General features: G+C 60.9%; 28 protein-coding genes and 4 tRNA genes. 18 read left to right on the plus strand and 14 right to left on the minus strand.

The features are described from left to right. The first annotated feature begins 36 nt into the window (after nucleotides 1-36). The 3 genes from QM600_RS13365 (at nucleotide 37) to QM600_RS13375 (ending at nucleotide 1,909) form a co-directional block, all read left to right on the plus strand. Nucleotides 37-1,215, plus strand: coding sequence for an alpha-hydroxy-acid oxidizing protein (locus tag QM600_RS13365; protein ID WP_502942965.1), 1,179 nt, complete (start codon nucleotides 37-39; stop codon nucleotides 1,213-1,215). Nucleotides 1,216-1,343: 128 nt separating this feature from the next. Continuing rightward, a complete protein-coding gene (locus tag QM600_RS13370; protein WP_283262012.1) occupies nucleotides 1,344-1,769 on the plus strand; it encodes a MarR family winged helix-turn-helix transcriptional regulator in 426 nt (141 codons plus the stop codon). A gap of 50 nt (nucleotides 1,770-1,819) precedes the next feature. After that, nucleotides 1,820-1,909, plus strand: a tRNA-Ser gene (locus QM600_RS13375). A gap of 71 nt (nucleotides 1,910-1,980) precedes the next feature. On the opposite strand, the gene QM600_RS13380 is transcribed toward QM600_RS13375, so the two are convergent. From QM600_RS13380 to QM600_RS13390, 3 genes are all read right to left on the minus strand, one after another. Then, the gene (locus tag QM600_RS13380; protein ID WP_283261941.1) at nucleotides 1,981-2,211 is read right to left on the minus strand and encodes a hypothetical protein; all 231 of its coding nucleotides are present in this window, start codon (nucleotides 2,209-2,211) and stop codon (nucleotides 1,981-1,983) included. A gap of 116 nt (nucleotides 2,212-2,327) precedes the next feature. Further along, complete coding sequence (locus QM600_RS13385; RefSeq protein WP_283261942.1) at nucleotides 2,328-2,732, minus strand: DUF4259 domain-containing protein; 405 nt, start codon at nucleotides 2,730-2,732, stop codon at nucleotides 2,328-2,330. Nucleotides 2,733-2,813: 81 nt separating this feature from the next. Next, nucleotides 2,814-3,434, minus strand: coding sequence for a LysE family translocator (locus tag QM600_RS13390; protein WP_283261943.1), 621 nt, complete (start codon nucleotides 3,432-3,434; stop codon nucleotides 2,814-2,816). Nucleotides 3,435-3,830: 396 nt separating this feature from the next. Between QM600_RS13390 and QM600_RS13395 the strand changes: the two genes are divergently transcribed. Next, nucleotides 3,831-4,817, plus strand: a complete 987-nt coding sequence (locus tag QM600_RS13395) for an alpha/beta hydrolase (RefSeq protein ID WP_283261944.1) — start codon at nucleotides 3,831-3,833, stop codon at nucleotides 4,815-4,817. 100 nt (nucleotides 4,818-4,917) lie between these two features. Here the strand turns inward: QM600_RS13395 and QM600_RS13400 are convergent, their stop codons facing one another. The 3 genes from QM600_RS13400 to hisC all read right to left on the minus strand — a co-directional run bounded on the left by QM600_RS13400 (nucleotide 4,918) and on the right by hisC (nucleotide 8,705). Beyond that, nucleotides 4,918-5,787 carry an MYG1 family protein gene (locus tag QM600_RS13400; protein WP_283261945.1) on the minus strand — a complete coding sequence of 290 codons (870 nt, stop codon included), beginning with the start codon at nucleotides 5,785-5,787 and terminating at the stop codon, nucleotides 4,918-4,920. 37 nt (nucleotides 5,788-5,824) lie between these two features. After that, a complete protein-coding gene (locus QM600_RS13405; protein ID WP_283261946.1) occupies nucleotides 5,825-7,510 on the minus strand; it encodes a bifunctional metallophosphatase/5'-nucleotidase in 1,686 nt (561 codons plus the stop codon). Between the two features lie 118 nt (nucleotides 7,511-7,628). After that, nucleotides 7,629-8,705: a histidinol-phosphate transaminase gene (hisC, locus tag QM600_RS13410; RefSeq protein WP_283261947.1), complete on the minus strand. Its 1,077-nt coding sequence runs from the start codon at nucleotides 8,703-8,705 to the stop codon at nucleotides 7,629-7,631. A 62-nt stretch (nucleotides 8,706-8,767) separates the two neighbouring features. On the opposite strand from hisC, the gene QM600_RS13415 reads away from it, so the two are divergent. The 4 genes from QM600_RS13415 to QM600_RS13430 all read left to right on the plus strand — a co-directional run bounded on the left by QM600_RS13415 (nucleotide 8,768) and on the right by QM600_RS13430 (nucleotide 11,160). Then, nucleotides 8,768-9,493, plus strand: coding sequence for a dienelactone hydrolase family protein (locus QM600_RS13415; RefSeq protein ID WP_283261948.1), 726 nt, complete (start codon nucleotides 8,768-8,770; stop codon nucleotides 9,491-9,493). A gap of 96 nt (nucleotides 9,494-9,589) precedes the next feature. Continuing rightward, nucleotides 9,590-9,681 (plus strand) — tRNA-Ser (locus QM600_RS13420). Between the two features lie 73 nt (nucleotides 9,682-9,754). Beyond that, a tRNA-Arg gene (locus QM600_RS13425) sits at nucleotides 9,755-9,827 on the plus strand. A 145-nt stretch (nucleotides 9,828-9,972) separates the two neighbouring features. Then, on the plus strand, nucleotides 9,973-11,160 hold the full coding sequence (locus tag QM600_RS13430) for a cation:proton antiporter (protein ID WP_283261949.1): 1,188 nt from the start codon (nucleotides 9,973-9,975) through the stop codon (nucleotides 11,158-11,160). Here the strand turns inward: QM600_RS13430 and QM600_RS13435 are convergent. The 5 genes from QM600_RS13435 to QM600_RS13455 all read right to left on the minus strand — a co-directional run bounded on the left by QM600_RS13435 (nucleotide 11,157) and on the right by QM600_RS13455 (nucleotide 15,580). Further along, nucleotides 11,157-12,395 carry an alpha/beta hydrolase family protein gene (locus tag QM600_RS13435; protein WP_283261950.1) on the minus strand — a complete coding sequence of 413 codons (1,239 nt, stop codon included), beginning with the start codon at nucleotides 12,393-12,395 and terminating at the stop codon, nucleotides 11,157-11,159. The two genes, QM600_RS13430 and QM600_RS13435, sit on opposite strands and share 4 nt — an antisense overlap. 102 nt (nucleotides 12,396-12,497) lie before the next feature. After that, entirely contained in the window at nucleotides 12,498-13,157 is a 660-nt protein-coding gene (locus tag QM600_RS13440; RefSeq protein WP_283261951.1) for a DUF998 domain-containing protein, read from the minus strand. Nucleotides 13,158-13,166: 9 nt separating this feature from the next. Then, nucleotides 13,167-13,571, minus strand: a complete 405-nt coding sequence (locus QM600_RS13445; protein ID WP_283261952.1) for a very short patch repair endonuclease — start codon at nucleotides 13,569-13,571, stop codon at nucleotides 13,167-13,169. Nucleotides 13,572-13,580: 9 nt separating this feature from the next. Then, nucleotides 13,581-14,438, minus strand: coding sequence for a hypothetical protein (locus QM600_RS13450; RefSeq protein WP_283261953.1), 858 nt, complete (start codon nucleotides 14,436-14,438; stop codon nucleotides 13,581-13,583). Continuing rightward, nucleotides 14,435-15,580 carry a DNA cytosine methyltransferase gene (locus tag QM600_RS13455; protein ID WP_283262013.1) on the minus strand — a complete coding sequence of 382 codons (1,146 nt, stop codon included), beginning with the start codon at nucleotides 15,578-15,580 and terminating at the stop codon, nucleotides 14,435-14,437. Before QM600_RS13455 ends, QM600_RS13450 begins: the two co-directional genes overlap by 4 nt. Nucleotides 15,581-15,828: 248 nt before the next feature. Between QM600_RS13455 and QM600_RS13460 the strand changes: the two genes are divergently transcribed. Further along, nucleotides 15,829-16,416: a putative glycolipid-binding domain-containing protein gene (locus QM600_RS13460; RefSeq protein ID WP_283261954.1), complete on the plus strand. Its 588-nt coding sequence runs from the start codon at nucleotides 15,829-15,831 to the stop codon at nucleotides 16,414-16,416. Nucleotides 16,417-16,422: 6 nt separating this feature from the next. Here the strand turns inward: QM600_RS13460 and QM600_RS13465 are convergent, their stop codons facing one another. Continuing rightward, entirely contained in the window at nucleotides 16,423-17,394 is a 972-nt protein-coding gene (locus QM600_RS13465) for a prephenate dehydrogenase (RefSeq protein WP_283262014.1), read from the minus strand. Between the two features lie 71 nt (nucleotides 17,395-17,465). On the opposite strand from QM600_RS13465, the gene QM600_RS13470 reads away from it, so the two are divergent. The 7 genes from QM600_RS13470 (at nucleotide 17,466) to QM600_RS13500 (ending at nucleotide 20,625) form a co-directional block, all read left to right on the plus strand. Continuing rightward, nucleotides 17,466-18,005 carry a tRNA adenosine deaminase-associated protein gene (locus QM600_RS13470; protein ID WP_283261955.1) on the plus strand — a complete coding sequence of 180 codons (540 nt, stop codon included), beginning with the start codon at nucleotides 17,466-17,468 and terminating at the stop codon, nucleotides 18,003-18,005. Continuing rightward, nucleotides 18,006-18,467 carry a nucleoside deaminase gene (locus tag QM600_RS13475; protein WP_094270801.1) on the plus strand — a complete coding sequence of 154 codons (462 nt, stop codon included), beginning with the start codon at nucleotides 18,006-18,008 and terminating at the stop codon, nucleotides 18,465-18,467. It abuts the gene before it with no gap. Between the two features lie 141 nt (nucleotides 18,468-18,608). Beyond that, nucleotides 18,609-18,800 (plus strand): CsbD family protein, encoded by a 192-nt coding sequence (locus tag QM600_RS13480; RefSeq protein ID WP_283261956.1) that lies wholly within the window; start codon nucleotides 18,609-18,611, stop codon nucleotides 18,798-18,800. 56 nt (nucleotides 18,801-18,856) lie between these two features. After that, nucleotides 18,857-18,947, plus strand: a tRNA-Ser gene (locus QM600_RS13485). Nucleotides 18,948-19,140: 193 nt separating this feature from the next. Further along, the gene (locus QM600_RS13490; protein ID WP_283261957.1) at nucleotides 19,141-19,824 is read left to right on the plus strand and encodes a YceI family protein; all 684 of its coding nucleotides are present in this window, start codon (nucleotides 19,141-19,143) and stop codon (nucleotides 19,822-19,824) included. A gap of 110 nt (nucleotides 19,825-19,934) precedes the next feature. Next, a complete protein-coding gene (locus QM600_RS13495) occupies nucleotides 19,935-20,285 on the plus strand; it encodes a YidH family protein (RefSeq protein WP_283261958.1) in 351 nt (116 codons plus the stop codon). Between the two features lies 1 nt (nucleotide 20,286). Continuing rightward, the gene (locus tag QM600_RS13500; protein ID WP_283261959.1) at nucleotides 20,287-20,625 is read left to right on the plus strand and encodes a DUF202 domain-containing protein; all 339 of its coding nucleotides are present in this window, start codon (nucleotides 20,287-20,289) and stop codon (nucleotides 20,623-20,625) included. Here QM600_RS13500 and QM600_RS13505 read toward each other — a convergent pair. Continuing rightward, a complete protein-coding gene (locus tag QM600_RS13505) occupies nucleotides 20,591-21,532 on the minus strand; it encodes a sterol desaturase family protein (protein WP_283261960.1) in 942 nt (313 codons plus the stop codon). The genes QM600_RS13500 and QM600_RS13505 overlap by 35 nt on opposite strands. 125 nt (nucleotides 21,533-21,657) lie before the next feature. Here QM600_RS13505 and QM600_RS13510 point away from each other — a divergent pair, with 125 nt between their 5' ends. After that, nucleotides 21,658-22,113, plus strand: coding sequence for an RrF2 family transcriptional regulator (locus QM600_RS13510; protein ID WP_283261961.1), 456 nt, complete (start codon nucleotides 21,658-21,660; stop codon nucleotides 22,111-22,113). A 72-nt stretch (nucleotides 22,114-22,185) separates the two neighbouring features. Here QM600_RS13510 and QM600_RS13515 read toward each other — a convergent pair whose 3' ends face one another. Next, the gene (locus QM600_RS13515) at nucleotides 22,186-23,301 is read right to left on the minus strand and encodes a diguanylate cyclase (RefSeq protein WP_283261962.1); all 1,116 of its coding nucleotides are present in this window, start codon (nucleotides 23,299-23,301) and stop codon (nucleotides 22,186-22,188) included. 231 nt (nucleotides 23,302-23,532) lie between these two features. Between QM600_RS13515 and QM600_RS13520 the strand changes: the two genes are divergently transcribed. Then, complete coding sequence (locus QM600_RS13520) at nucleotides 23,533-24,147, plus strand: TetR/AcrR family transcriptional regulator (protein WP_283262016.1); 615 nt, start codon at nucleotides 23,533-23,535, stop codon at nucleotides 24,145-24,147. Nucleotides 24,148-24,194 lie beyond the last annotated feature (47 nt).

A 24,194-nucleotide genomic window follows, 5' to 3' on the forward strand; every position in this document is an offset into this window, starting at 1 on the left:
CCGCGCGCGATGGGTTTTGCCGCTACCGTCGCGGTGGTGACTTACTTCGGGAACATGCAGAACGAGATTTATCTGACCGGGCTAGGCGGCACCAAACCGTCGCTGCCGATGACGGCTGCGGGGTTGGAAGTTGCCGCGCGTGAGCAACTCTCGCCCGAGGCCTTCGGGTATATCGCAGGCAGTGCTTCGACGGAACGCACCGCCGTTTCGAATCTTCGTGCATTCGAGAAACACGCGATAGTGCCGCGCATGTTTCGAGGCACCGCAGCCCCCGATGCCCGTGACCTGAGCGTCGAGGTGCTCGGCACACGTTTGGCTGCGCCGATCCTGACCGCGCCGGTTGGTGTACTCGGTCTGGTTCACGAGGATGCGGAGGTCGCGGTCGGAGCGGTGACGGCGGAGTTGGGGATCGGCTCCGTGTTGTCGACGGCGGCGTCGTCGACCATCGAAGATGTAGCTGCCGTGTCGGGAGACAACTGGTGGTATCAGCTGTACTGGCCGGCGGACGACGAGCTGGCCGAGTCCTTTGTCCGCCGCGCCGAGAAAGCCGGCGCCAAGGCTATCGTTCTCACTGCGGATACTCCGGGCATGGGTTGGCGTCCAAGAGATTTGGAGTTGGGTCACCTGCCGTTCCTGCAGGCCAAGGGGATCGCCAACTATCTCTCCGATCCGGTCTTCCGGGCCAAGTTGGCGACGCCTCCCGAGGAGAGCGCCGAGGCACTGCAGATTGCGGTGTTGACGTGGGTTTCACTGTTCGGCAATCATTCCGTTCGGATGACGGATATTGCGAAACTTCGCCGGTGGACGTCACTTCCGATCGCGGTCAAGGGAATTGTGCATCCCGACGATGCCCGCGGCGCGGTCGCTGCGGGTGCGGACGGCATCATCGTGAGCAATCACGGCGGACGCCAAGTCGACGGCGCGATTTCGGCCTTGGATGCGTTGGGGCCCATAGTGTCGGCGGTTGGCCATGAGGCAGACATTCTGATGGATTCGGGTATTCGTTGTGGCGCTGATGTGATCACCGCGCTGGCTCTCGGCGCCGATGCAGTCCTGTACGGACGCCCCTGGGTGTACGGATTGGGGCTCGCTGGTGCCGATGGTGTGCGTCACGCATTGCGGATCCTGCTCGCAGATCTGGACTTGACGATGGGGCTTGCCGGGTTGGCTTCGGTTGCGGAGATCGACCGATCCGTGTTGCTGTCTGGTTCGTAACCTTTGTCCGGGGTCGGCTGCCGGTGTTGGTTGCGGGTCTAAGCTTGGACCCTGTGACAGCAGAAATAACCACTGAACAGACGGCCCAATCGGAGCCGGAGCAGACGCCCTGGCTCACTCCCGCCGAAATGCGTGCTTGGCGCGGCTACATGGACGGCAATCAGCGTCTGATGGAAGTGCTCAACCGAGAACTTCAGGACGAGCATGACCTGTCGTTGGCTGACTATCGCATCCTGGTCATGCTGTCGGAGTCCCCGGACGGTTCGCTGCGGATGAGCGATCTCGCGGACGGCGTTCTGTCGTCACGTAGCCGCCTGACGCATCAAATCCGTCGGATGGAATCGCAGGGCATCGTTATACGCGATACCTGCGCCGAGGACGGCCGTGGAGTACTTGCCCGGATCACCGAGGAGGGTCGGCAGAGGCTTGCTGCTGCGGCTCCCACTCACGTCGCGGGTGTACGCCGGAATTTGGTGGACTTGCTGACTCCCAAGGAGTTGGAAGTGCTGGCTACCGTCTTCGCGAAGGTGGACAAAGCTGTCGGAGATCGCTGAGAAGGGGAGCCGTTTCACGGCGCTCGAGTGCACCGGATAGGATCGCCCACGGAAGCGTGGCAGAGCGGCCGAATGCACTCGCCTTGAAAGCGAGCGTGGCGTTAAACCCACCGGGGGTTCAAATCCCTCCGCTTCCGCCACTAGTCCCTCACCTGCTGATGCAGGTGGGGGACTTTTTTATGCAAACTCCACGAATATCGAACTACCTCGATCAGTTCCAGTCGATCTCGACCGTGGACAACATCGAACGCAGCATCTCGGGCAGTCGCACGAGCATTCCCTGCTCGGTGATCCGTCGCGAGACCGGGGTCGAGAGTGTAGTCCGCCACAACGCGGGCTGATTGTTCATCAGATCGTTGTACATGGTCGGCAATTGGGTGGTGATGTACGTCCAGCGTTCCTCTCGTTCTGCCCAGTTGAAGTCGGGAAGTGGGGTCTTCATTTTCGCCCGACCTACATCGAGTGCAAGTGAATTGGACTCGCGTGGTGGTTCCACCCCGGGCATGGAATCAAGGGCGGTGCCGCAGAAGGCAAGGATTCAATCGCCAAGGCAAATGGCTAGACCGACAACACCCGCAGATCCTCGAGGCCGTCGACGATCGGGATGCGCCACGCGGCAAGTTCTTCGGGACCCCGCTCGTCCCACAGTTCGAACAGTTCCGAATCGGTCGACGCGATGGTGCGTTCCACCATGTCGATCAGCCAGGTGAGGCGCTCACTGGTCAATGCGTCGGCAAAGTCGTCGAGATCAAGTTCTTCGACAGCAGGATCGCGCTTGCGGTCTGCGCGCACGATCAGCACCAATTCGAGTAGTGCAACGGCGATCTGGCCGCCGTCCACTTCCAGATAGTCGTCTTCGAATGCCCACTCCACCGATGCGAAGGTGAAATCACGGTGCCCGATGGATGCAACTAAATCTCCGGCACCGTCGTTCTCGAACGGTCCTGATCCCCACGCGCCCACTGTCGACTCTTTCCTACTGTTGTATTGGTTCTAGCTGTATGGGTTCAAGCGTTTTGTCAGCGCGCCTGCTGCGCAGTTTGGTCAGCGCGCTTCCAGCGCAATCTTCGCCCCGAATCCTAGAAGTACCGTTCCGGTGACGCGTTCGAGCATCTGCCGCACCTTCGGCTTCTCGAAGGTGCTACGTGCCCGTGAGAGCAGTACGACGTACGTGGCGAGCCAGGCGATGGAGATCGCGACGTGGATGAGGACCAACAATGCGAGGGACGGTCCTGTCGGCCATCCCGCCGGGACGAGTTGGGGCAACAGTCCGGTGTAGAAGACGGCGATCTTGGGGTTGAGCAGGTTGGTCGTGAATCCGGTCTTCCACGTTCCGGCTTTGTGCAAGACCGAAGCGTTCGGTCCGTGAACCGAGGCGGAAGCGCGACTCTGCCAGAGCGCCCGCACCCCGAGATAGATGAGATAGGCGGCGCCGGCCAGTTTGACGGCGGTGTAGGCCTCTGCGGACGCGGCGAGAATCGCAGACAGTCCCAGAACGGTCAGGAGGCCCCACACGAGTAGGCCGCTGACGATGCCGACCGATACCCGAAATCCGGCGGATCGTCCGCCGGTGAGCGCCGCCTGTGTCACGACGGCCATATCCGGTCCGGGTACCAGCGTGAGTAGTGCGAGGACGGCGGCAGCCGCCAGCAGCGCGGAAATCATGCACTAAGTATGGAGAGGTTGCTTGCTTGTGAACAAATCGTGGACCGTTGGTGCGGAACTGCGTGGACACGCCCGAAAGAGACAAGGTGACAATATTTTGCGCCGAAGTTATCCACACTGTGGATAACTTCATCGCTGCAGGTAGGTAGAATAACCTTCGTGTAATTCATGTAGTTGTCCACAGGTTATGCACAGACTCGGGTGGGATGTGAATTAAGTTATCCACACCTGTGTGTGCATCGGTGGAGAACGTGCCGAACTTGCAAGCCCCCCGGGGGTATACCCGGCGGCAGTCAACCCCAAACGAAGGGTTGACCTCGCAGCATTCGTGCTGTCGAATCGTGAGTTACGACCGATCAGTCGGGGATGATTGCATGTGAGAAGGGGTGCTCACGGATGCGGAGAAAACGGCAGAAGGCTGGGGTGCTCGGGGTGGCCTTGGCAGTATTTGCACTCAGTTGCAGCAACCTTGCTCAGGCGGAACCGCAAGTGCGCGCTCATATCGATCGGATCGACCAACTGACCCCCACTCGGAGTGCGGTGTTCGTCGATTCCCCGTCGATGCGACGGGAAATACAGGTTCAGGTGTTGCATCCCGCGGACGGAAACGGCAGTCGGCCGACGTTCTATCTCCTCGACGGGGTGAGTGCCGGCTCCGAATCCGGATACACCGAAAGTACGTGGACTCAGAAGACCGACATCGAAACATTTTTCGCAGACAAAGACGTCAATGTTGTTCTGCCTGTGGGCGGCACCGGAAGCTATTACACCGACTGGCGTGCCGATGATCCGAATCTCGGTGTGAACAAATGGGAATCATTTCTTGCCGACGAACTACCGCCCCTGATCGACGAGGCCTTCCGTGGCAATGGAACCAACGCGGTGGGCGGAGTGTCCATGGGCGCGCTCGGGGCCGGAAACTTGATCACGCGCCACCCGGACTTGTATACGGGATTGGCTTCGTACAGTGGGTGTCTCGACAATTCTGCATCGTCGCAGGATTCCGTGCGTGTCACGGTCGCCAGCAAGAACGGCGATGCCACCAACATGTGGGGACCGGTCTCGGATCCGGCGTGGCGCGAGCATGATCCGTCCTACAATGCAGAGACGTTGCGCGGCAAGGCGATCTATATTTCTTCGAGCACTGGCTTGCCCGGAGTGTACGACGACCTGTTCACTCCGGACGGGCGTCTGATTGCCGTCGTGGGCGGACCGCTGGAAGCGCTCGCTCATACCTGTACTCAACTATTCGAGAACAGGCTTGACGGACTCGCAATCCCAGCGGTAGTCGCTTACCGGGACGGCGGAACCCATTCGTGGCCGTATTGGCAAGATGCACTGCATGATTCCTGGCCGACGCTGCAATCGGCACTAGGCCTCTGAAGTTCTACAACCCTGAAGTTCTACAACCCTGAAGTTCTACAACCCTGAAGTTCTACAACCCTGAAGTTCTACAACCCTGAATATCTGCAGCGCTGAAGTTTTACTCTGCGAGAGCGAGTTCCAGCAGCTTCATCGCGTCGTCGCGAGTTTGTGCGGCAGCGATGAATCCGGCCTTGTGGCAGAACACCGAAGTGTCGACGCCGGTTTCGGCTGCCATGTCCTTGCCGTTGAGGCCGCGCCACAGTTCCGGCAACAGCTTTCGTGAACCGAACTTCGAGTCGGCCGGCTTGACGGTCTGAATCGACCAGCCGCCGTTGGTGTTCGGGAAGATCGTGAACAGAAGTTCCGGCTGAGCCGACGCTGCACGGCCGTGCGGAATGAATCGTTCCAGGACGACAAACCGCGGATCCGACGCCTTGGCGTAGGTATCGGCAAATTCGCGTTCGGCTGCTGCGTCGCCGGCGTACTTGGCGCGCAGGCGAATCAGGACCTGTGTCGCCAGAACCACTGCGAGCTCGAACTGCGTATCGAACTCTTCGTCACTGGACGAGATGGGATTGAACAGGTCCAGTACCGAAGACAGGTCGAATGGCTTGGTGCCGAACTCGTTGAGGGTGTAGATCTCCTGGCCGTTGTCGACGGCGTCGATGCCTTCGACCAAGCGGCTGTCGATCCGGCGGCACACGGACTCGTCGCCACCACAGAACTGCAGGCCGAATTCTTGCCACAGCAGACCGAATGCCGAGTAAAGAATGCCGTTGCTGCGCTCACCCGCACCGCGCTGATGATGATCGAAGCGTCCGGCTGCGGGTTCGTAGCGGCCGCCGACGTCGAGCACGATGTCTGCGCTGTTCAGGACGTCCTCGTCGCGGCTGCGAACGACTGTGGCGTCGGGGTACAGCTGCTTGAGCAGCGATACGCCGAAGACGTCGTCTGCGTGGAATTTGCCGTTATGGGTCGCGATGATCACGTGTCGAGACTAGGCAATCTTGACCGCCGATGCCTATTCAGTCGATGACGTGGATTCGATCGGTGGGCGGCGGGGAGACCGGTGAACCGGCTGTGAAGAGCGCGGCCAAGGCGTCCAGATCAGTGCCCGCACCGGTTGTTTCCGTCGACTGCTTCAGTGCGGTGAAGCCGTCGCCGCCGTCGGCGAGGAACTTGTTGACGGCCACGCGATAGACCACGTCCGGGCCGATATTCTGGCCGTTCAGGCGCATTTCCGAGATCCGGGAACCCGGGGGTGCTTTGCGATCGAGGGTGTAGGTAAAGCCGTTCGACGGTGCGAGAATCCGTTCGAGGGTGCTGCCTTCGATCGAGTACTGAAACTGCTGCTCCAGGGCTTCTTTCAATACCGACCCTGTGACGGAGAGCACTTCGAGGCTGTTGCCGAACGGCTGGACCGCGTGAGCTTGGCGGTACGTCACCACGCCCGGACTGAGGTCTTCGCGGATCCCGCCGGGGTTGGTGAGCGCGATTTGAGCTCCGCGAGCACCTCCAGCGGCCAATTGGCCGTCGGCAACCAGGTTGCCGAGCGTTGATTCGGCGCCGACGATGTGGTCTCGGGTGAGTGCGGCGGTGAGTGTCCCGACCGGGCGCTGCGCTACTTCCGCGGCTGCCTTCCAGGCGCGATCCGATAGTGCCTGAATCTCGGAATCCGGCGAAATATCGTGTGTCACTATCTGATTGAATGCCGATGTCTGGTCCCGCACCACGTCGCGAGTGTTTCGGTCGATGGTTACGTCCGCAACGGAGACGATCCGGCCGTGCGAGGCGCCCTGCATCACAACTCGGGGATTTCCGGCCGGATCCGGGAATTCGCAGTTGTACTGCTGATGGCTGTCCGCGGTGAAGATGACATCGACCTTGGGTGAAGCGCGCAATGCGATATCGCGTGCCGGCCCGGACGTGATGTTGCAATCGTTGGGTCCGCCGGCCCGGTCCGGTTCGTCTCCGCGGTGCAGCAGCACGGTGATGGCCTTGACACCGAAGAAGTCGAGAATGTCGGCAGTGCGATCGATCGCCTCGACCTCGTCGCCGAATCTCAGATCCGCGATTCCGTCGGGTGAGACGATCTGCGCCGTGTTGCTCGGGGCAATCGCGATCACTCCGAACGGGATTCCGTCCACCATGTTGACGGTGAAGGGGAGTGTCGCAGGTGTGCCGTCGGCGTAGGTCATGTTGGCGGCCATCAGCGGAAAGTTGGTACCGCTGAACGACGGACTCAATGTGCACGCATTGGCGGCGGAGCATCCACCCGATTCCAGGCGATGAAACTCGGCCAGACCCTTGTCCAGTTCGTGATTACCGATCGCCGACGCATTGATCTGCATGCGATTGAGCAGTTCGACGGTTGGTTCGTCGTTGAACATCGAAGATTCCAGCGCCGACGCGCCCCAGTTGTCGCCTACCGAGTAGAGCAGCGAATTTGTGGCTTGGCTGCGCAGTTGCGAGACATAGGCCGCGAGGTATGCCGCCCCGCCGGCTGGTGTGAAGGAACCGTCGGCCTGCATGATCTCGCTGCGTTCGCCTTCCGGGGGCAGCAAGCTGCCGTGGAGATCGTTGAACGCAAGTAGGCGGACCGAGAGGGTGTTGACGGATTGGGCCGTCGCGACAGCACTCAGGGAGGTTGCGGTGATGGCGAGAAGGGAAGCTGCGAGCACAGCACAAGCGCGCGTGATGCGTCGCGTCATACGTCAGGCTCCCTTGCTCGGACCGATCTCGAACCTTCCTGAGTGTGCCTGGCCGCGATAACGAATTCTAGCTCTGCGCGTAACAGTTAGGTATCAAGTGTCACGCCGGCATCAACTTTTACGCACTGATGCCGATGCCGGCCAAGCGTCGGGCAGCGTCGGTTCGGGCGAAAGCGAGGAATGCGTCGTTCTCTTCTGGATCGCCGATGGTCATCCGGACGCCCTCGGTGCCGTACTGGCGAATCAGGATCCCAGCTTCGGTACTTGCCTCGGCAAAGCCGGGGGAGAGCTCGCCGAGGGGGAGGTAGACGAAGTTCGCCGACGATTTCGGGACCGTGTAGCCGGCGTCGATCAACGCTGACCGAACGCGCGCCCGCTCCGCGATGACGCCCTCGGTGCGAGCGAGGAGTTCGTCAGCCGCAGCCAGAGAAGCGATTGCGGCGGCCTGTGCGACGACGCTGACCGTGAACGGCGTGTGGACTTTGCCGAGCGCGGTAATGATCTCCGGATCAGCCACCGCGTAACCCACGCGAATGCCGGCCAATCCGTACGCTTTGGAGAACGTGCGCAGAACAACCACGTTGGGGCGGCTGCGGAACAGTTCGATTCCGTCCGAATCGGAGCGGGAGTACTCGTAGTACGCCTCGTCCAGAGCTACGACGATGTGCGTCGGCACCGCGTCGAGGAAGCTCTCGAGTTCCGCCTTCGAGAGGGCGTTGCCGGTCGGGTTGTTGGGGTTGCAGATGAAGATCAGTCGGGTGCGATCGGTGATCGCGGCCAACATCGCATCGAGATCGTGGCCGAACTCTTCGGTCAGCGGAACCTTCACGGAAACTGCGTGGCCGACCTGGGCGACCACCGGGTACGCCTCGAAGGAACGCCACGCGAAGATGACCTCGTCACCCTGGTCGCACGTGATCTGAACCAATTCCTGGCACAGCGTCACCGAACCGCAGCCGGCGGCGACATTCGCGGGTTCGACGTTCAGGAACGCGGCGAGTGCCGCGATGAGGGCGACGGCGGCGTTGTCGGGGTAGCGATTCGCGTTCGCAACAGCGTCGGCGACGGCATCGCGAACCCCGGGAAGTGGGCCGATCGTCGTTTCGTTACTCGCCAGCTTGATGGCGCCGGGAAAATTGCGTCCGGGAACGTAGGCGGGAATCGAGGCGAGGTCAGGCCGAATGCGAGGAGTCACTCCCTGATTATGCGCTGCCTGATTCGGTGCGCTCGAGGCGTCCACGTGTCAGAGTAGGAGGTATGTCGGGAATGTTCCGGGACACCGCGTATTTGCATTTGCCGGGGGCCGACGGTGACGTCGCCATCGCTGTGCCGCTCACCGTGGTGGAACCTGACGGCCCGACGCGTGGTGCCATCGTCGTTCTGCACGAGGCGAGGCAATTCGGTGAGGCGCTCCTGGAGTTGATGTCAGCCCTCGCGCTGGAAGGTTGGGTGACCGTCGCACCGCATCTCTTCCATCGGGAACCCGAGCAGATGCACGGTGACATTTTCGGTGACAACCTTTTTACCGACTTCGACGCCACCCTCGATTGGCTGACGGTCCGAGATGTTCGGGTCGACACCATCGGCGTCCTCGGCTTCGATGCCGCCGGTACAGCCGCAATGCTCGTCGCCACCAGTCGCCCTGTTGGTGCTGCTGTCAGCGTCGCCGCCCGCGGGATCGTCGACGCGTTGTCCGTCGACGCGCAGGCGCTCATGGAGGCCGCCGTGTCATTACAAGCTCCCTGGCTCGGTTTGTACGGCGACGACGATCCTGCAACTCCACTCGAACACGTCAACCAACTTCGGGAGGCGACGGCCAAGGCTGACGTCGCCACCTTGGTGGTGAGCTACTCCGGCTTGGCGCATCGCGCCGACGAACCACCGCAGGTCCCCGACGGTCAGGACGAGGACGATCCGAATACGGCCTCGATCATCGATGCTCGAACCAGAATTTTCGACTGGTTCGACAGCAACCTGCGATAAGTGCATGAATTGGGCCGCTGACCACTCGTTTTGCCTTTGGTGGTGAGACATGTGTAATCTTTCATCCCGGCGGTCCGAAAGGATCGGAACCCCCAGGGAGGCGTGCCAGAGCGGCCGAATGGGACTCACTGCTAATGAGTTGTCCCTTTTACGAGGGACCGGAGGTTCAAATCCTCTCGCCTCCGCCACGCCGGTGATTTTGACCGGCGGGTTTGAAATGATAGAAATTACGACAGCAAGACAAGCAGTACAACAGAACATGCGCCCGTAGCTCAACGGATAGAGCACCTGACTACGGATCAGGAGGTTAGGGGTTCGAATCCCTTCGGGCGCACAAACAGAAAACCCCGCCACTTAACAGTGGCGGGGTTTTCTGCGTTATGCACGTGCTTGCGTGACTGTGATCATCACCTCACGGGCGTTCGACGCGCCCAATCGTGACTACCTCCACACCTGTCGCAAATGCCCCATAATAATCCGTGCCCTCAATTGCCTCGTCGCTGTTCTGGATCGCGTTGATCGCTGCGCTCGCGCCCATTGTCGCGGGCCTGTTCCCGCGGCGACTGGTGCCCGAAGTGGTGCTGCTGCTGGTTGCCGGAGCCGCCGTCGGCCCGTTCGCTCTCAATATCGCGGTCGAGAGTGAAGCGATCGGGCTCCTGCGGGAACTGGGCCTCGGGATGCTTTTCCTGCTTGCAGGTTATGAGATCGACCGCAGTGAACTCAGCGGCAAGGGTGGCCGACGAGCGCTGTATACGTGGCTGTTCTGCCTCGCTCTGGCTTTCGGAGTAGTTGCCCTGTTGGGCATCCGAAACGTGATCTCCGCCGAGGCTGCGGTTGCCATCGCGATGACGTCGACTGCTCTGGGTACGTTGCTGCCGATTCTCAAGGACAACAAACTCCTCGGCACCCGTTTGGGTAAAACTGTTCTCAATCACGGTGCGGTCGGCGAACTGGGGCCCGTGGTTGCGATGGCCGTATTACTCAGCGCGCGTGGCGCTTTCCTGTCGTTGGTAGTGCTTGCGACCTTTGCGCTGATCGCTGTGCTTGTTGCCGTATTGCCGACGAAGCTTGTGGCGCAAGGATCATGGACGCATCGACTCGTCCGCTCGGGTGCGGATACAACTGCGCAGACGACGGTCCGTCTGACGGTGCTGCTGCTGGTCGGTCTTGGCGTGCTGTCGGCCGTATTCTCTCTCGACGTCATTCTCGGCGCCTTTGCGGCAGGATTCATCCTGCGGCGCTTGATGCCTGAGGGTGATGAGCGTTTGGAGATCAAACTCGAAGGCATTGCTTTCGGATTCCTTATTCCAATCTTCTTCATCACATCCGGAATGGCAATCGACGTTTCGGCCGTGGCTGCCAATCCTGTTGTCCTGCTAGCGTTCTTGCTCCTCATTATCGTGGTCCGCGGTGTGCCTATGTTCATGGCAACAAAGTTCGAGAAGATCGAACCGCCTTTCAGTACCCGCGAGAGTGCGCAGGTGGCGCTGTACGGCGCTACCGGATTGCCGATGATCGTGGCTGTTACCGGCGCAGCCGTCAGCGCGGGTCAGATGTCGTCGGACAATGCGTCGATTCTGGTGGCAGCGGGTGCAATTACCGTTCTGCTCCTGCCGATGTGTGCGACGCTGCTGAACCGACAGGAGAAGTCCAGAACAGAGAGTTAGAGCCCCAATTGTTCGTCGAGCCAGTCGAACATTCGCTGATCGGTGAGGCGTCGGGCCATCGGCTGGCAGTGAAGGTTTGCGCCCTCGGCGGCCGTGAAAGGAACAACGGTGGTGGATCCACCGGACAGTTCGGCGAGGCGAGACGATTGCCCCGGCCAGAACTGTTCGCCTTCGGGATCGGTGATCAGCATGGGCGTGGTGATGGAGCCGGCCACATGCTCGAGGCGGTACTTCCGGACCTCGGCGAGAGTGTTGTAGTAACCCTCCGTCAGATACGGCCGGGAGCGAAACCGCCAGGTGCGAGCAGTATCTTTCGACGCCCTCATCCCCATCGCCATCTCGCGGTCGAAAGCATCGGCTTTGCCCTCGTCCAGCAGATTCTGCATTCCCCGCGGTATGTGCTTGAGCCACGACGCCGACACATCGACTACGCCGGGATCGGCGACAGCGGCGGCGATCCGATGCTCGAACGCCAATGCCTGTGGAACCCAGTAACCGCCCTGGCTTATCCCGTAGATCGCCAACTTCGACGCGTCGACGTCCGGGCGGTTGACGAGAAAATCGACGACGGGAGTGATTACCGTTTCCCAATCGTGGCGGAACGGAACATTGTGCTCGAAGAGCATGGACTGCTGGCCGGGTCCGTCGAACATCAGGACGTTGTAGCCGCGCTCCAGAGCGCCGCTGCCGCCGCTGACCCACATCGAACTGATGGGACCGTCGCTGCCGTTCACCATGATGAGCGTCGGCCGTCGTACATCTCCGGGTGGGCGGAAGAAGTAGCCCGGCAGCGTGATGTCCTCGTACGGAATCCGGACGCGCTCGACGGGTTGCGCCGTGGTGTCGACAAAACGATCCCAAGCCTGCCGGTGGTGCCTGAATGTGGGGACCAGGACCGAGTCGTCGCGCAGGCCGTCGACGGCATTGACTGCGACGCCGAAGTACGACGCTGCCCGCAGGTACCCATTCGATGCACTGCGCAGGTGCCCGGCGTGCGCAGACGCTTCGGCTTGCTCGAAGATTCGTGATCCGAGATCGAACCAGGCCTCGTACCAACCTTCGTGGTCTTTGTCGCCGATGTTGGTGATGGCCGAGAGTACTTCTCCGGTATCAGTGGCGCCATACGTGGCTTGTCCGAGCAGTATTCGCAGTTCGTAGTCGAAAGACTCGTTGCGATAGAACCCGGTGGTAAACGCCTGATGGGGGTGGGAGAAGAGCGACGACGCAAGAGACATGGGCACACCTTTGGTAGGTCCGTCTATTCCAGGATCGCCCGAAACCGCTGTGTCAAAACCTTTTCTATCGCTGTGACCCTTTCCTAACGCCGTGACCCTTTCCTAACGCCGTGACACTGCAAACCCCAGCGTGCATAGCCACAACGACATACCCAGAACCTGTGCGCGTTGAGCAATTCCCAAGCCCAGGTTACCGCCGCCGGCTAGTTCTATCCCGTTGGTTGTCAACATCCATACCGTCGCAAGGGAAGTCGCGATCAAGATGCCCAGCCCGAACGTGCGCAGCGACGGGTATTCGCGGTAACGGAATGCGCCAACCGTAAAGGCGATCATTGCGATAAAGATCGCGAAAACCGCTACGCTGCTGGTCAACGCATGAATGTGATGCAATTGGGGGAGTAGTCCGCCCGGTGCGCTTGCCTCACAACTCGCCCCGGAACACTCCAGTGGAAACGAGGCGTCGGCGACGGTGGCAATGCCGAACACTGCCAGCGCTACCCATCCCGTGACGTATAGCTTGCGCCGTGGAGTCGTGAGTAGTCCCAGCGCCGCTGCCACCAACATCAAACAGGCAGACAGGATGTCGGCGTTGCTGAATACGTCGCGATACTTCTGATTTGCGGCATCGAGTTCACTGAGAAATGACGTCACGGGATCAAGTCCGGTCGGGAGGAAGAATTCGAGAATCCACGACGAATAGACAATTCCACCGAGTGCCAGCGCGACCGCCAAACCCCATCGCGCCCCGTTGCGTTGCTTCACACTGCGAGCTTACGGACTGGTCAATGCATTCTGGACGCGATCGGCCGCAGTCAATGGGTCTTCGTGTTCCCAAATTCGGATCACGGTCCAGCCCAGTTCGCCCAGTCGCGCATCGGTATCACGGTCCCGAACAACGTTGGCTGCCAACTTGTCCGCCCACCACTGCGCATTGTTCTTCGGGAACGTCGCGTGCTGCGGGCAGCAGTGCCAGAAGCAGCCGTCCACGAACACTGCCACTTTGCGACGCGGAAAAACCAGATCGGCCCGTCGGCGAATGCCTTTGGCGGGAGCTCGATCCACGAAGTACCGAAGGCCGCGCCGGTGGAGTTCGCGTCGCAGTGCGAGTTCGGGTTTGGTGTCGCGGCGACGCTGCACGCTCATTCGAGCGCTGGTCACAGGATCTGTCGCAGGCACCGCCGTACCTCAACCGTCGGAGTCTTCGCTGTCGTCCGGGTCTGACCACGTCGGTGCAAACCTGTTGCGACGCTCCACTTCACCGTGAACGACGGTCACAAAATCGTTGAACGACAACGTTTGGCTTTCCGTCGGGCGGCCGTTCCGTGGAGGCGGCTCGTCGACGTCGAAAAACCTTACTGCGCCATCGCTTTCGTACAGGCCGATGTAGACCTTTTCGAAGAGGTCGTAGCGGGTGTCCTCGGCGCCGAGATCGACCCACGCCTTCCCCGGGACGCCGACAACGGCACGCTTGCCGCGTCCGGAACGCTTCGACAGTGTGGTGACGTGGTGGGCAAACGAGGATTTTCCGGTGTCGCTGGTCTTGGTGGGATCGCCGTCATCGCACGTGGCATACGGTTCGAACATGACGGCCACCAGCACGCTGTACGGCTGACGTTGATGCAAAACCATTGCCTCGCCGCGCAATTCGTGATCGTTGCGGACGATGTTCTTGGTCCATCGGCCCAGCTTCTTGCTACCGGGACTGTAATCCTGGAAGTTGTACGTCTTGATCGACACGCACAGAATTAGACCGAGGGTGGGGTCGAGTGCCTTGACGTCCAAGCGCTTTCGGCCTTTGGCGACGTCGACCGTCGCTTCCTGGCCTTCGCCCGACGCGGTCGGAGTGATGTTGGGGTACAGCGGCCGCAGGGCATCGGCGACGGTCTGTGCCAACTGGTTGGATAACCGCTGTGCGTAGTTTTTCTTTTCGCCGCGATCGGCATCGGCGGCAGGTTTGTCGCCGGCGAGTTGCAGTGCGTCCCAGAGGGGTTCGTGTTCCGGTGTGGAAAACAGAGTGTCAGGCTCGGGAAACAATTCGTTCATGCGACGGCCTCGGGGTATCCGCCCATCCGTTCGAGGTGACTTTCGACGTCCTCGATGAATCCGGGAATGAAGCGGAGGTTGCCCATCCGGGCGCGCTTGAGGAAACCGGCGGTAGCCCGAGCAGAGAGCAAACGTGTGTCTTCGAGGAAACCGCTCAGATCTTCGTACTCGTCCTGGACCGGCCAAGTCGAGGTATGGACGCGGAAGGCTTGACGGTTGCGGCCCCAGGCGGCACTGGGCCAGGCATCGCCGGGTTCCAGGGGGGTCTCGCTACTGGCGTCGTACTGGATGGGATCGTTCAACCGGCTGCCTACCCACGACGCCATCCGCACACTCACGGCATTGCCGACGAGCTTCCAACGGTGACTGTGGCGCAGACCAGGGACGTCGACCGACGGCAGCGTCCAGTCGGGATCAAAACCTTGCAGACGCTCGGCGTCGACGAGACCTGGCGTGACGATTTCACCCGAAGGCAATCGGACGGCGGGCTGGCTGGGAATTCCGATGGACGATCCGCCCTTGAGCGTTGGGACGGCATTGACGGCCCAGCCGAGGCCGCGGGTGCCTTCAGTCCAGTAGAAACCGCACGGGAAGTCGGCGGGATCGCCGCCGAGTCGCTCACCAGCGTCCTGGCCGAAGAGGATTTCACGAGGGTCTTCGGTGCGTGAGGCAATCATGATCACGCGCTGGCGGCGCTGTGGCAGGCCGAATGCCCGGGCGTCGACAACCCGGTAGGCCCACGTGTAACCGAGGTCTTCGAGGGCGTCGGTGATGTGACGCATGGCAGCGCCCTTGCTGAGCTGCAGCATGAAGGGAACGTTTTCGATGACCAGCCATCGCGGGCCCTTTTTACGTTTGACCAGTCGAAATACTTCGTCGACCAGGCCGGAACGGGCGCCCGTGATTCCTGCCGTCTTGCCGGCTTGGGAGAGGTCCTGGCAGGGGAAGCCTGCGGCAACTAGGTCGATGTTCGCGGGGAGCGCACGGAGTTTCGTGACATCACCGTGCAAGGGGACATCCGAGAAACGGGAGCGGAGAACCGCCTGGGCGCCGGGATCGATTTCACACAGCAGTTCGGTGTTCCACCCATGTTCCGACAGGCCCAACTCGAGCCCGCCGATACCGGCAAACAACCCCACCATGCTTCGCGACGACGTCACAGCACCCTTCCTCACGAACCGACCTTAAGCACGTTACTCGAGAAGTCCGACAGCTTTTGCCAAAGGTTTTCCCGATCAGGCGTTCAGCCCCTCTCGGAAGCCGAATCGGGCTGTGAATCGGCTTACATACGTGGTCGTTGTTCACCGATCGCATCGGAAAAGGTCCCTGATCCTCGGCAATAATCCACACCAGCAGTGCTCTGTGGGCCTTCGTCCATTACCGTGGTCGGGTGAGCATCCAACCTTCCGGTAGCGCGTCCTGGCCTGCGGTATTGACCTGGCAGGCCCACAATGCTCCGCGTATGGAGTCGGTTCGTGTGCAGTTGAACGGCAACCGCATCAAGGCCTCGGGCCGGATTATCGGGGGCGCTTGCAGCGAACATCCCGCGTTCAGTGCGTCATATGACCTGGTCACAGACGAAGCTGGTGTCACGCGCAGGCTCTCGGTGCGCACGGCTCTCGCGGCCGGTGAGCGTCAGATGTCGATCAGTCGCGACGAAGAAGGCACCTGGATGGTGGAGAACGGCGCCCACCATCAGCGGTCGTCATTCGACGGCGCGCTTGATGTCGACGTGATCCTCAGCCCGTTCTTCAACACCCTCCCCATCCGCCGCTTCGGTTTGCAGAACAACACCGACGACGTGGAGGTTCCGGTTGTGTACGTCAACCTGCTGGATCTGCGTGTCGAGGGCGCCACCATCACCTACAGCAGTGGCGTCGACGGCATCAGCGTCATGTCCCCGGTGTCCAGTTCCACAGTGTCCGTGGACCATGACGGTTTCATCCTCGACTATCCGGGTCTGGCTGCTCGGATCTAAACGGAGCTAGTGGCTCCGACGGATAACGCCACCACGACGTCCGGCGTCGCGCATCCCATCGATCCAACCGGGTTCTCCGACGCTTACGTCGGTGATGTCCCAGCGTTCCTGCGATTCGTAGGCTCCTCGCGCAGCAAATCCCGCGTCGACGAGTTCTGCCGTCGAGCCATTTTCGTGGAGATCGATTCGCGCGCGCTGCAGTAGTTCGAGTGCTTCGTCCAGTGCGATCAGCAGGGCGTCGCGGTTGCCCTCGCACATCGCACGCACCAGTCCCGGTGCGCTGCCGGCCACACGGGTGCCGTCGCGGAACGATCCGGCGGCCAGTCCGAGAGCGAGTTCACCGCCTGCTGCGCCGGTGATCGCCAAGGTTTCGGCCAGCAGATGTGGCAGATGCGAAATCCGTGCCACAGCCCGGTCATGTTCGAGGGACTCGGCTGGAACGACCACCGAACCGCAATCGAGAGCCAGGTCCGCAACCTGTGTCCACACGTCGGCGTCGACGCCTTCGTCGGTTGCCACGACCCAGACGGCGTCGGTGAAGAGGTCCGCATCGCCCACTGCCCAGCCTGAGGCCGAGGTTCCGGTCATGGGATGGCCGCCCACAAAACGCGCACCCAGACCACGGCGCTCGACGGCAGCCTTCACCTCACCTTTCACGCTGACGACGTCGGTGATCGGGTTGTTCGGGGCGTGCGACGCAATGGCTTCGAGGGTGGCGTCGACCGCCGGCATCGGGACGGCGATCACGATGATCGCACTGGTAGCGTGCGCTTTCCGAAGAACGGCAGTCAGATCGGTTTGGGCGTCGAAACCGTCCGCACGGGCGGCTTCAGCCGACTCGGCAGAACGGTTGTAGCCCCACACCTGGCGACCTGAGCGCGCAGCGGCCCGCAGCAGCGAACCACCGATCAAACCGAGGCCGAGAACGCAGACGGGAGGGGCGGAAACTGTCGCAGGCACTCGTTCAGGTTGGCATATCCGGACTGGAACTTCGCTACCTGGCAGGTACGGACTTCACTACCTCGCACTTGCCGGGCTACCGTTGCGCCATGGGTGCACAGCGCGCGAGTAACAAGAGCGCCTCCTCGAATCAGTCGGAGGAGTTCGAAGGCTTCGGGTTGGCGGTGGTAAGTGAAGAAGGAAAGTGGACGGTCAAGCCGTTGACTTCCGCAGCCTTGACGTCACTGGCGACTGCCGAAACCGAACTCCGCGAGCTTCGTAGCTCCGGTGCAGTCTTCGGTCTTCTCGACGTCGACGACGAGTTCTTCATCATTTTGCGTCCCGCGCCGACGGGTACGCATCTGTTGATTTCCGATGCGACCGCAGCCATCGACTACGACATTGCGGCCGACGTACTCGACGCACTCAACGTCGAGATCCCCGATATCGATCCGGACGAGCTCGACAGCGTGGAACCCTGGGCAGAAGGGGATTTGTCGGTTCTGGCTGATCTGGGATTGCCGGAACCCGTCCTCTCAATTATCTCGGCCGACACCGATCTGTACCCCGACGAGCAGTTGACGATGATCGCTCAGCGACTCGGATTCGAATCCGAATTCTCAGCTGCGCTCGACAAACTTCCTCGGTAGATGTCTCTCGCTGACGATCAGCGCATGATCCGTGTGGCCATCGATGCCGCACTCGGTGCGTCGGACGCCGATGTTCCCGTGGGCGCCGTGGTCTTCGATGCCGACGGCGTCGAGGTTGCTCGCGCGGCCAATGCGCGTGAAGCGTCGTCCGATCCCACCGCGCATGCCGAGATTCTGGCTTTGCGGGCTGCCGCACGCGTGTACGGCGACGGCTGGCGTCTGGAAGGTGCGACGCTCGCCGTCACACTCGAACCCTGCACGATGTGTGCCGGAGCCTTGGTACTTGCTCGTGTTTCTCGCGTCGTTTTCGGTGCGTGGGAACCCAAAACCGGGGCCGTCGGGTCGCTGTGGGACGTGGTTCGGGACAGAAGATTGACCTACCGTCCGCAGGTGCGCGGCGGGGTCCTCGAGGACGAATGCGCTGGGCTTTTGGAGGATTTTTTCCGCGAGCATCGGTCCTGACACCGGTATTCCCGACGGAGATCAATTCCACATCGGGGTAGCCGGAACCGGATATCGAGGGCATGGTGGAGGCAGATGCTGTCACGGCATCGGCGAATTGCCGGAAGGTGATTTGTTCGCGTTCATTCGATGGGAGCACTCATGGGAATCGCAGACAAAGCTCAGAACAAGGCAGAAGACCTCGGGGGCAAGGCCAAGGAAGCTGCAGGCGGTGCCACCGGAAACAAAGACCTCGAAAACGAAGGCAAGGCCGACCAGGTGAAATCCGCGGTCAAGGATGCTGGTGAGAAGGCCAAGGATGCTGCTTCCAGCATCAAGGACAAGCTGACGTAAAGCCGCGTCACCTGGCGATTTTTATTCTCGGGGACACGTCCGGTAAAGTAACCAACGGTGGCGTGTCCGAGCGGCCTAAGGAGCACGCCTCGAAAGCGTGTGACGGGTAACCCCCGTCCGAGAGTTCAAATCTCTCCGCCACCGCCAAGAGTCCCCCGCCTGCTTATGCAGGTGGGGGACTTTTTTGTGCGTTTTGTGCGCCCCCCTGATGGTGCGAACGACGCTTTCGTCGCCTCAGATGCGCCGAACGTACCGTTCGCTCGAGTTCGGAGGCACTTCACAGCGCTTTCCCAGCTAGGAACTCCTGACAATAGTTGAAGCTGCAACTAGCCTTGGGGTCATGAAAAAAATATGGTGGATCGGCGGAGCTGTCGTCCTGATCGTGCTCGGCTTGCTCGTAGGGCCGTGGGCGTACGGAAAGTTCGTCGCCGAGGACGACGCCCCAGCTGCAGTGGTGTCCACTCAGGGGGCAGAAGCGGCGTCCGGATCGATCGACGGCACATGGACGGTGGCGGCCGGTCAGGGTGACAACCAGACTTCTGCCGGATACACGGTGCACGAAGTGCTCAACGGGGCAAGTGTGACGGTTGTGGGTACCACCGGTGACGTGAGTGGCAACGCGACGATCGCGGGCGAGAAGCTCACCGCCGGAGAAATAACGGTGCAGGTCGCGACCATAGCGACGGATTCGGGACGTCGCGACAGTCAGTTCACCGGCAATGTGATGGAAACCAGCACTTATCCCACCGCGACATTCACGATCAACTCGCCCGTCGACCTCTCTTCGGTGCCGACGGACGGAACGACCGCGACGGTGACTGTGCTGGGCACATTGACGCTCAAAGGAGTGTCCAAGCCCGTTTCCGTGGACATGACCGTTCTGCATTCGGGTGACGCGCTGATCGCATCGGGCTCGATTCCGGTCACCTGGACGGATTTCGGTGTCGAGCCGCCTTCGCTCGGATTCGTCACGGTTGACGGCAGTGGCTCGGTGGATTTCCTGGTATCGCTCGCGGTGTCCTGATCCGGCCCGAGTGTGGGCGCGGAGGAGTCGCCAGGGAAGATTAAGGACATGTACTTGTTTCTTAACCGCTCGCGCGGATACGAGTGTTGTCGCTACGGGCAGCAGTTGTGATGGTCAGGTGGCGGCCATTCAAGTCGGGTGAAGACCCGGATCCGCGATTCACACTCGCAAACGAGCGGACATATCTCGCCTGGATTCGTACCGCGACGGCATTTGTGGCGTCGGGAGTCGGACTCGAAGCCTTTGGTGGCGACATTCTGTCCGCGACGGTCCGTGCTGCTTTGGCTGCATTACTTCTTGTCGGTGGCGCGCTGATCGCCATCACGTCGTTCATTCACTGGATCAGTGCGGAACGCGCATTGCGGGCGGAACGCTCACTACCGGTTCCGTTGATGGCACCAGCGGTGGGCATTGTTCTGGTGATCTGCGCGACGGTCCTGGTGATCGAGGTTGTGAGCTGACGTGACGTCGGTCCGATCTGAAGACGCACCGAAGCCTCCGGACAAGGGATTACAGTCCGAACGTACGTCGCTTTCGTTCGTTCGGACGAGCCTGTCAATTCTCGGTTTGGCTGTGGCGTGTTTGCGATGGCTGCCGCCGTTCGGAGCGGTGGCTTTGATCGGCCCCGCGCTCGCCGCGCTGCTGATCGTCGGAGTGACTGTTCACGAACGTCGTTCGAGGCCGGCACGATTGGCGCAGTTCGCGACCGAAAAGGCCGCGCCCGCACTGGGCATGGGGGCCGTGCTTGCGGTGAGCCTGCTTCTCCTCAGTGCTTCGGGGCTGTGGATTCTGCTGAAGTGAGTTCGGATTTCGGTGCCCAGCCGGGCGGGCCGAAGGTGTAGCCGAGTTTGTCTCGCCAGGTTGCTGCGCCGCGCCAATCACGGGCGATGGCAGCGTATTCGTGGGTCTGCAGTTTCCAGATGTTGTAGGTTCCGACCGGCGTCGTGAGTCCGTAGGTGGGCCTGTGGGTTTCAGGTTCGAAGGTGCCGAACAAGCGGTCCCAGATGATCAGGATTCCGGCGTAGTTGCGGTCTAGATATTCGGCATCGGACCCGTGATGGACACGATGATGTGACGGTGTGTTGAAGATGAATTCGATAGGCCGCCAGAGTTTTCCAACTCGTTCCGTATGAACGAAGAACTGGTAGATCAGGCTGACCGAGACTCCGACGAAGATCATCCACGGTGGCATTCCGAGAAACGCCAACGGAAGCCACATGATGATTTCGACGCTTTGGTTCCACTTCTGGCGAAGTGCCGTGCTGAAGTTGAAGTATTCGCTCGAATGGTGTGCTTGATGAGTTGCCCAGATAGCCCGAACTCTGTGTGCCATACGGTGATACGTGTAGTAGAGGACATCGATTCCGAGTAGGAGAATCGCCCAGGTGTACCAGGCGTTCGGCGGCAGATGCCACGGCGCGACGTACACCCAGACCGCGGCGTAGCCGATCAGTGCGAGTACTTGCCAGAAGGCGCTTGTTGCCAGGGAGACCAACCCGAGAAGGATGCTGGTTCGGGCATCGACCAGGTGGTAACCGCCCACTGCGGGTCGTGCTCGACCGTCCGCGTCGTCAGGCTGATTTTCGAGTGTTCGCGCTGCGATCCATTCGATCACCAGGAAGAGGACAAACGCGGGGATGGCCAGCGTTACCGGATCATGAAGCGGTTCGAGTAACGACTTCCAGGATTGGAGAAGGGTCTCCCACATGCACTTTGTCCTGTTCTCTCCATTGAGTCGTTACATCATGCACCAGGGATGTAACTGTATGGAAGAGAATGGCCCTTGTGCCTTTCCCCTTGCGCCTTTCCATAGTGGAATGGTAGGAATTCCCGGTGCACATCACCGCAAAGGTTGACTACGCCGTGCGGACTTTGGCTGAACTCGCGGCAGTCGGCCCAGGACCGGCCAAAGCTGAATTTCTCGCCACGTCACAGGTGATTCCCCACAAATTTCTCGAGGCCGTGCTGTCAGATCTACGACACGGCGGACTCGTCAGCAGCAAGCGCGGACCGGAGGGCGGGTACTGGCTTGCCCGGCCGGCGTCGGAGATCACCATTGCCGACGTCATCCGCGCAGTGGAGGGGCCGTTGGCGTCGATTCGCGGTCAACGACCGGAGGATGTCGACTACAGCGGCCCGGCGACGCCCCTCAAAGAAGTATGGATCGCGGTTCGGGTGAACCTCCGCGCGGTACTCGAAAACGTCACGATTGCGGACGTCGCAGTCGACGGACTCCCGGAATTCGTTCACGAGTTGACGGCGGATCCGGGGGCCTGGAAGCGGCGCTGACGTTTGCTGCAGTAGCGGCGCTGACGTTTGCTGCAGTAGCGGCGCTGACGTTTGCTGTAGTAGCGGCGCTGATTACGACTCGGTTTGATTGAACCGCGTCATGTCGAGTGGGGCTGTGTTTGCAGAGTTTCCGCCGGCCGACTTTGCTTGGTACATCAGATAATCCGCATGCACGATTGCGCGTGAGAAGGCGTTGTAGTCGAACTGTTCCAATTGCGGAATGAACGGCATTGTGGCGGCGCCGACACTGACGGTCGCAAGGGGAGCGTCGGTGGGTTCGATGGCGGCGCGGGGGAGCGTCGCGATGCGTTTGCGCAATCCGTAGGGCGTTCCGATCATGACGATCGTGAATTCTTCTCCGCCGGTGCGCGCGACGTAGCCGAAGCCGTTGACGTGTTGTTGGAGTCGGTTGGCGGTTCTGATGATGACTGTGTCGCCGACTTCGTGGCCGTAGGCGTCGTTGACGGATTTGAATTTGTCGATGTCAACGACCGCGACGGCGATGTCGGCTCGGTTGGCGTGGGCGATCGACCAGACGCGTTCCGACATGTCCCACAGTCCTCGACGGTTGAGCAGTCCGGTCAGTGCGTCGATTTTCGAGCCCGTCGCGCGGGCCAGGAGTTGGCGCCAGGCGAACTGAATGGTGGCTGGAATGAAGATGACGGCGCACAGTACGACGTCGGTGCGCGCGATAATGCCGGCACTGGACGAGGTTCCGTCGGCTATGGCGAGGATCGCGAGGGAGATGATGAAAGTGCAGGAAAAGGCCAGGTGGAAGGCGAGCCATCGAAAGTTGAGAAAGTAGGTGAAATAGGCGCCGGAGGCCACGAAGAGCGCGGCGGCGAAGAGCGCTGCATCGTGGTTGGTGAACGTGATGATGACGGACGCTGTCCCCAGATCCGCCCAGATTCCGAAGAGTTTGGTGGCTCGCGGTCCGCGAACCTTCCCCAGGAACCATGCAGCGGTGGGGAAGAGGTTGGCCGTCGCGAAGGTGATGAGCCAAGCGCGAGCAAAGGGTCCATCGGGGCCTTCGCCGCTGATCAGGAACAGATACGCGACGATGGAAAAGTTGAGCGAGCAGAACCCGATGGTGATGTTGACGAGTCTCAGCACTGATCCGGGACTGTTCTTCGTCCCCCACAGCATGGCCGAGGACGGCACCGGCCAGGTGTGTAGGAGTGAATCCATGGAGTTCCTTAGCGGTTCAAGGTGGCGATTCGACGCTGGGTAGTCGGTTGGTTAATCAATGGCAACCATATTGCGTAATTGTCTGGCGTGGGTGTGGGTTTGTCGAGAGCGTGCAATTTCTATCGACATGTGTGACTGGGGTTACAGCTGCCGTGCGGGTGTGCTCTAATCCACAATTTTGCAGTGCTCTGCAAAGTTGCAGATGTCTGCAAGTTCGGTAGCGTGGGCGGAGTGATATTCGAGCCAGGCCTTCGTGACCGCAAGAAGGCAGCAACCCGTTCCGCGCTCAGCGATGCGGCGGCAAGGCTTGCTCGTGCACTCGGAATCGAATGCGTCACTGCCGACGCGATCGCTTCCGAAGCAGGAGTGTCGACGAGGACTTTCCACAACTACTTCTCCAGCAAGGAGGAGGCGGTACTCGCGCACTTCGAAGAATCTGTCCACGAGTGGCTCGAGATGCTTGCGGCGCGGCCGGCAGACGAGCCGATTCTCGATTCGCTCGAGGCTTTGGTGATCGGGATCGTGAACGACCCCAGTAGGCCTCTCGAAGAGTCCGCCAAAGTGGGCGTCCTGCTGGATGGCAGTCCAGCGTTGTATCGCAAGGCTGCTGAAATGCACCAACGGATCGGCCGGGAAGTCGCCCAGGCATTGGCGGACCGCACCGGTACCGATGTCGACCGGGATCTCTATCCGACCCTCCTCCTCGCGGCGGTGGGAGGGGCATGTAAATCGGCGATCGACGTCTGGATCGGAGGGAAGTCGGAGGCTTCCGGCCCAGAGGAACTCGTTCGTGACGCCTTTCGCCAGATTCGGGCGGGGCTCCCGGCTCCACCACCACGTTCCTGACGAGGATCTTCGGGTTACACATCACATCTGTCCACGTACACGCACCG

Origin of the sequence: Rhodococcus sp. IEGM 1379, assembly GCF_030056815.1 — a bacterium.
GTDB lineage: Bacteria > Actinomycetota > Actinomycetes > Mycobacteriales > Mycobacteriaceae > Rhodococcus_F.

Bases quoted from the DNA above. Each gene is read 5' to 3' on its own strand.
- QM600_RS13370 (WP_283262012.1), top strand. From the start codon at position 1,344: ATGCGTGCTTGGCGCGGCTACATGGACGGCAATCAGCGTCTGATGGAA.
- QM600_RS13380 (WP_283261941.1), bottom strand. From the start codon at position 2,211: ATGAAGACCCCACTTCCCGACTTCAACTGGGCAGAACGAGAGGAACGC.
- QM600_RS13390 (WP_283261943.1), bottom strand. From the start codon at position 3,434: ATGATTTCCGCGCTGCTGGCGGCTGCCGCCGTCCTCGCACTACTCACG.
- QM600_RS13395 (WP_283261944.1), top strand. From the start codon at position 3,831: ATGCGGAGAAAACGGCAGAAGGCTGGGGTGCTCGGGGTGGCCTTGGCA.
- QM600_RS13405 (WP_283261946.1), bottom strand. From the start codon at position 7,510: ATGACGCGACGCATCACGCGCGCTTGTGCTGTGCTCGCAGCTTCCCTT.
- QM600_RS13415 (WP_283261948.1), top strand. From the start codon at position 8,768: ATGTCGGGAATGTTCCGGGACACCGCGTATTTGCATTTGCCGGGGGCC.
- QM600_RS13435 (WP_283261950.1), bottom strand. From the start codon at position 12,395: ATGTCTCTTGCGTCGTCGCTCTTCTCCCACCCCCATCAGGCGTTTACC.
- QM600_RS13450 (WP_283261953.1), bottom strand. From the start codon at position 14,438: ATGAACGAATTGTTTCCCGAGCCTGACACTCTGTTTTCCACACCGGAA.
- QM600_RS13455 (WP_283262013.1), bottom strand. From the start codon at position 15,580: ATGGTGGGGTTGTTTGCCGGTATCGGCGGGCTCGAGTTGGGCCTGTCG.
- QM600_RS13470 (WP_283261955.1), top strand. From the start codon at position 17,466: ATGGGTGCACAGCGCGCGAGTAACAAGAGCGCCTCCTCGAATCAGTCG.
- QM600_RS13475 (WP_094270801.1), top strand. From the start codon at position 18,006: ATGTCTCTCGCTGACGATCAGCGCATGATCCGTGTGGCCATCGATGCC.
- QM600_RS13480 (WP_283261956.1), top strand. From the start codon at position 18,609: ATGGGAATCGCAGACAAAGCTCAGAACAAGGCAGAAGACCTCGGGGGC.
- QM600_RS13490 (WP_283261957.1), top strand. From the start codon at position 19,141: ATGAAAAAAATATGGTGGATCGGCGGAGCTGTCGTCCTGATCGTGCTC.
- QM600_RS13495 (WP_283261958.1), top strand. From the start codon at position 19,935: ATGGTCAGGTGGCGGCCATTCAAGTCGGGTGAAGACCCGGATCCGCGA.
- QM600_RS13505 (WP_283261960.1), bottom strand. From the start codon at position 21,532: ATGTGGGAGACCCTTCTCCAATCCTGGAAGTCGTTACTCGAACCGCTT.
- QM600_RS13515 (WP_283261962.1), bottom strand. From the start codon at position 23,301: ATGGATTCACTCCTACACACCTGGCCGGTGCCGTCCTCGGCCATGCTG.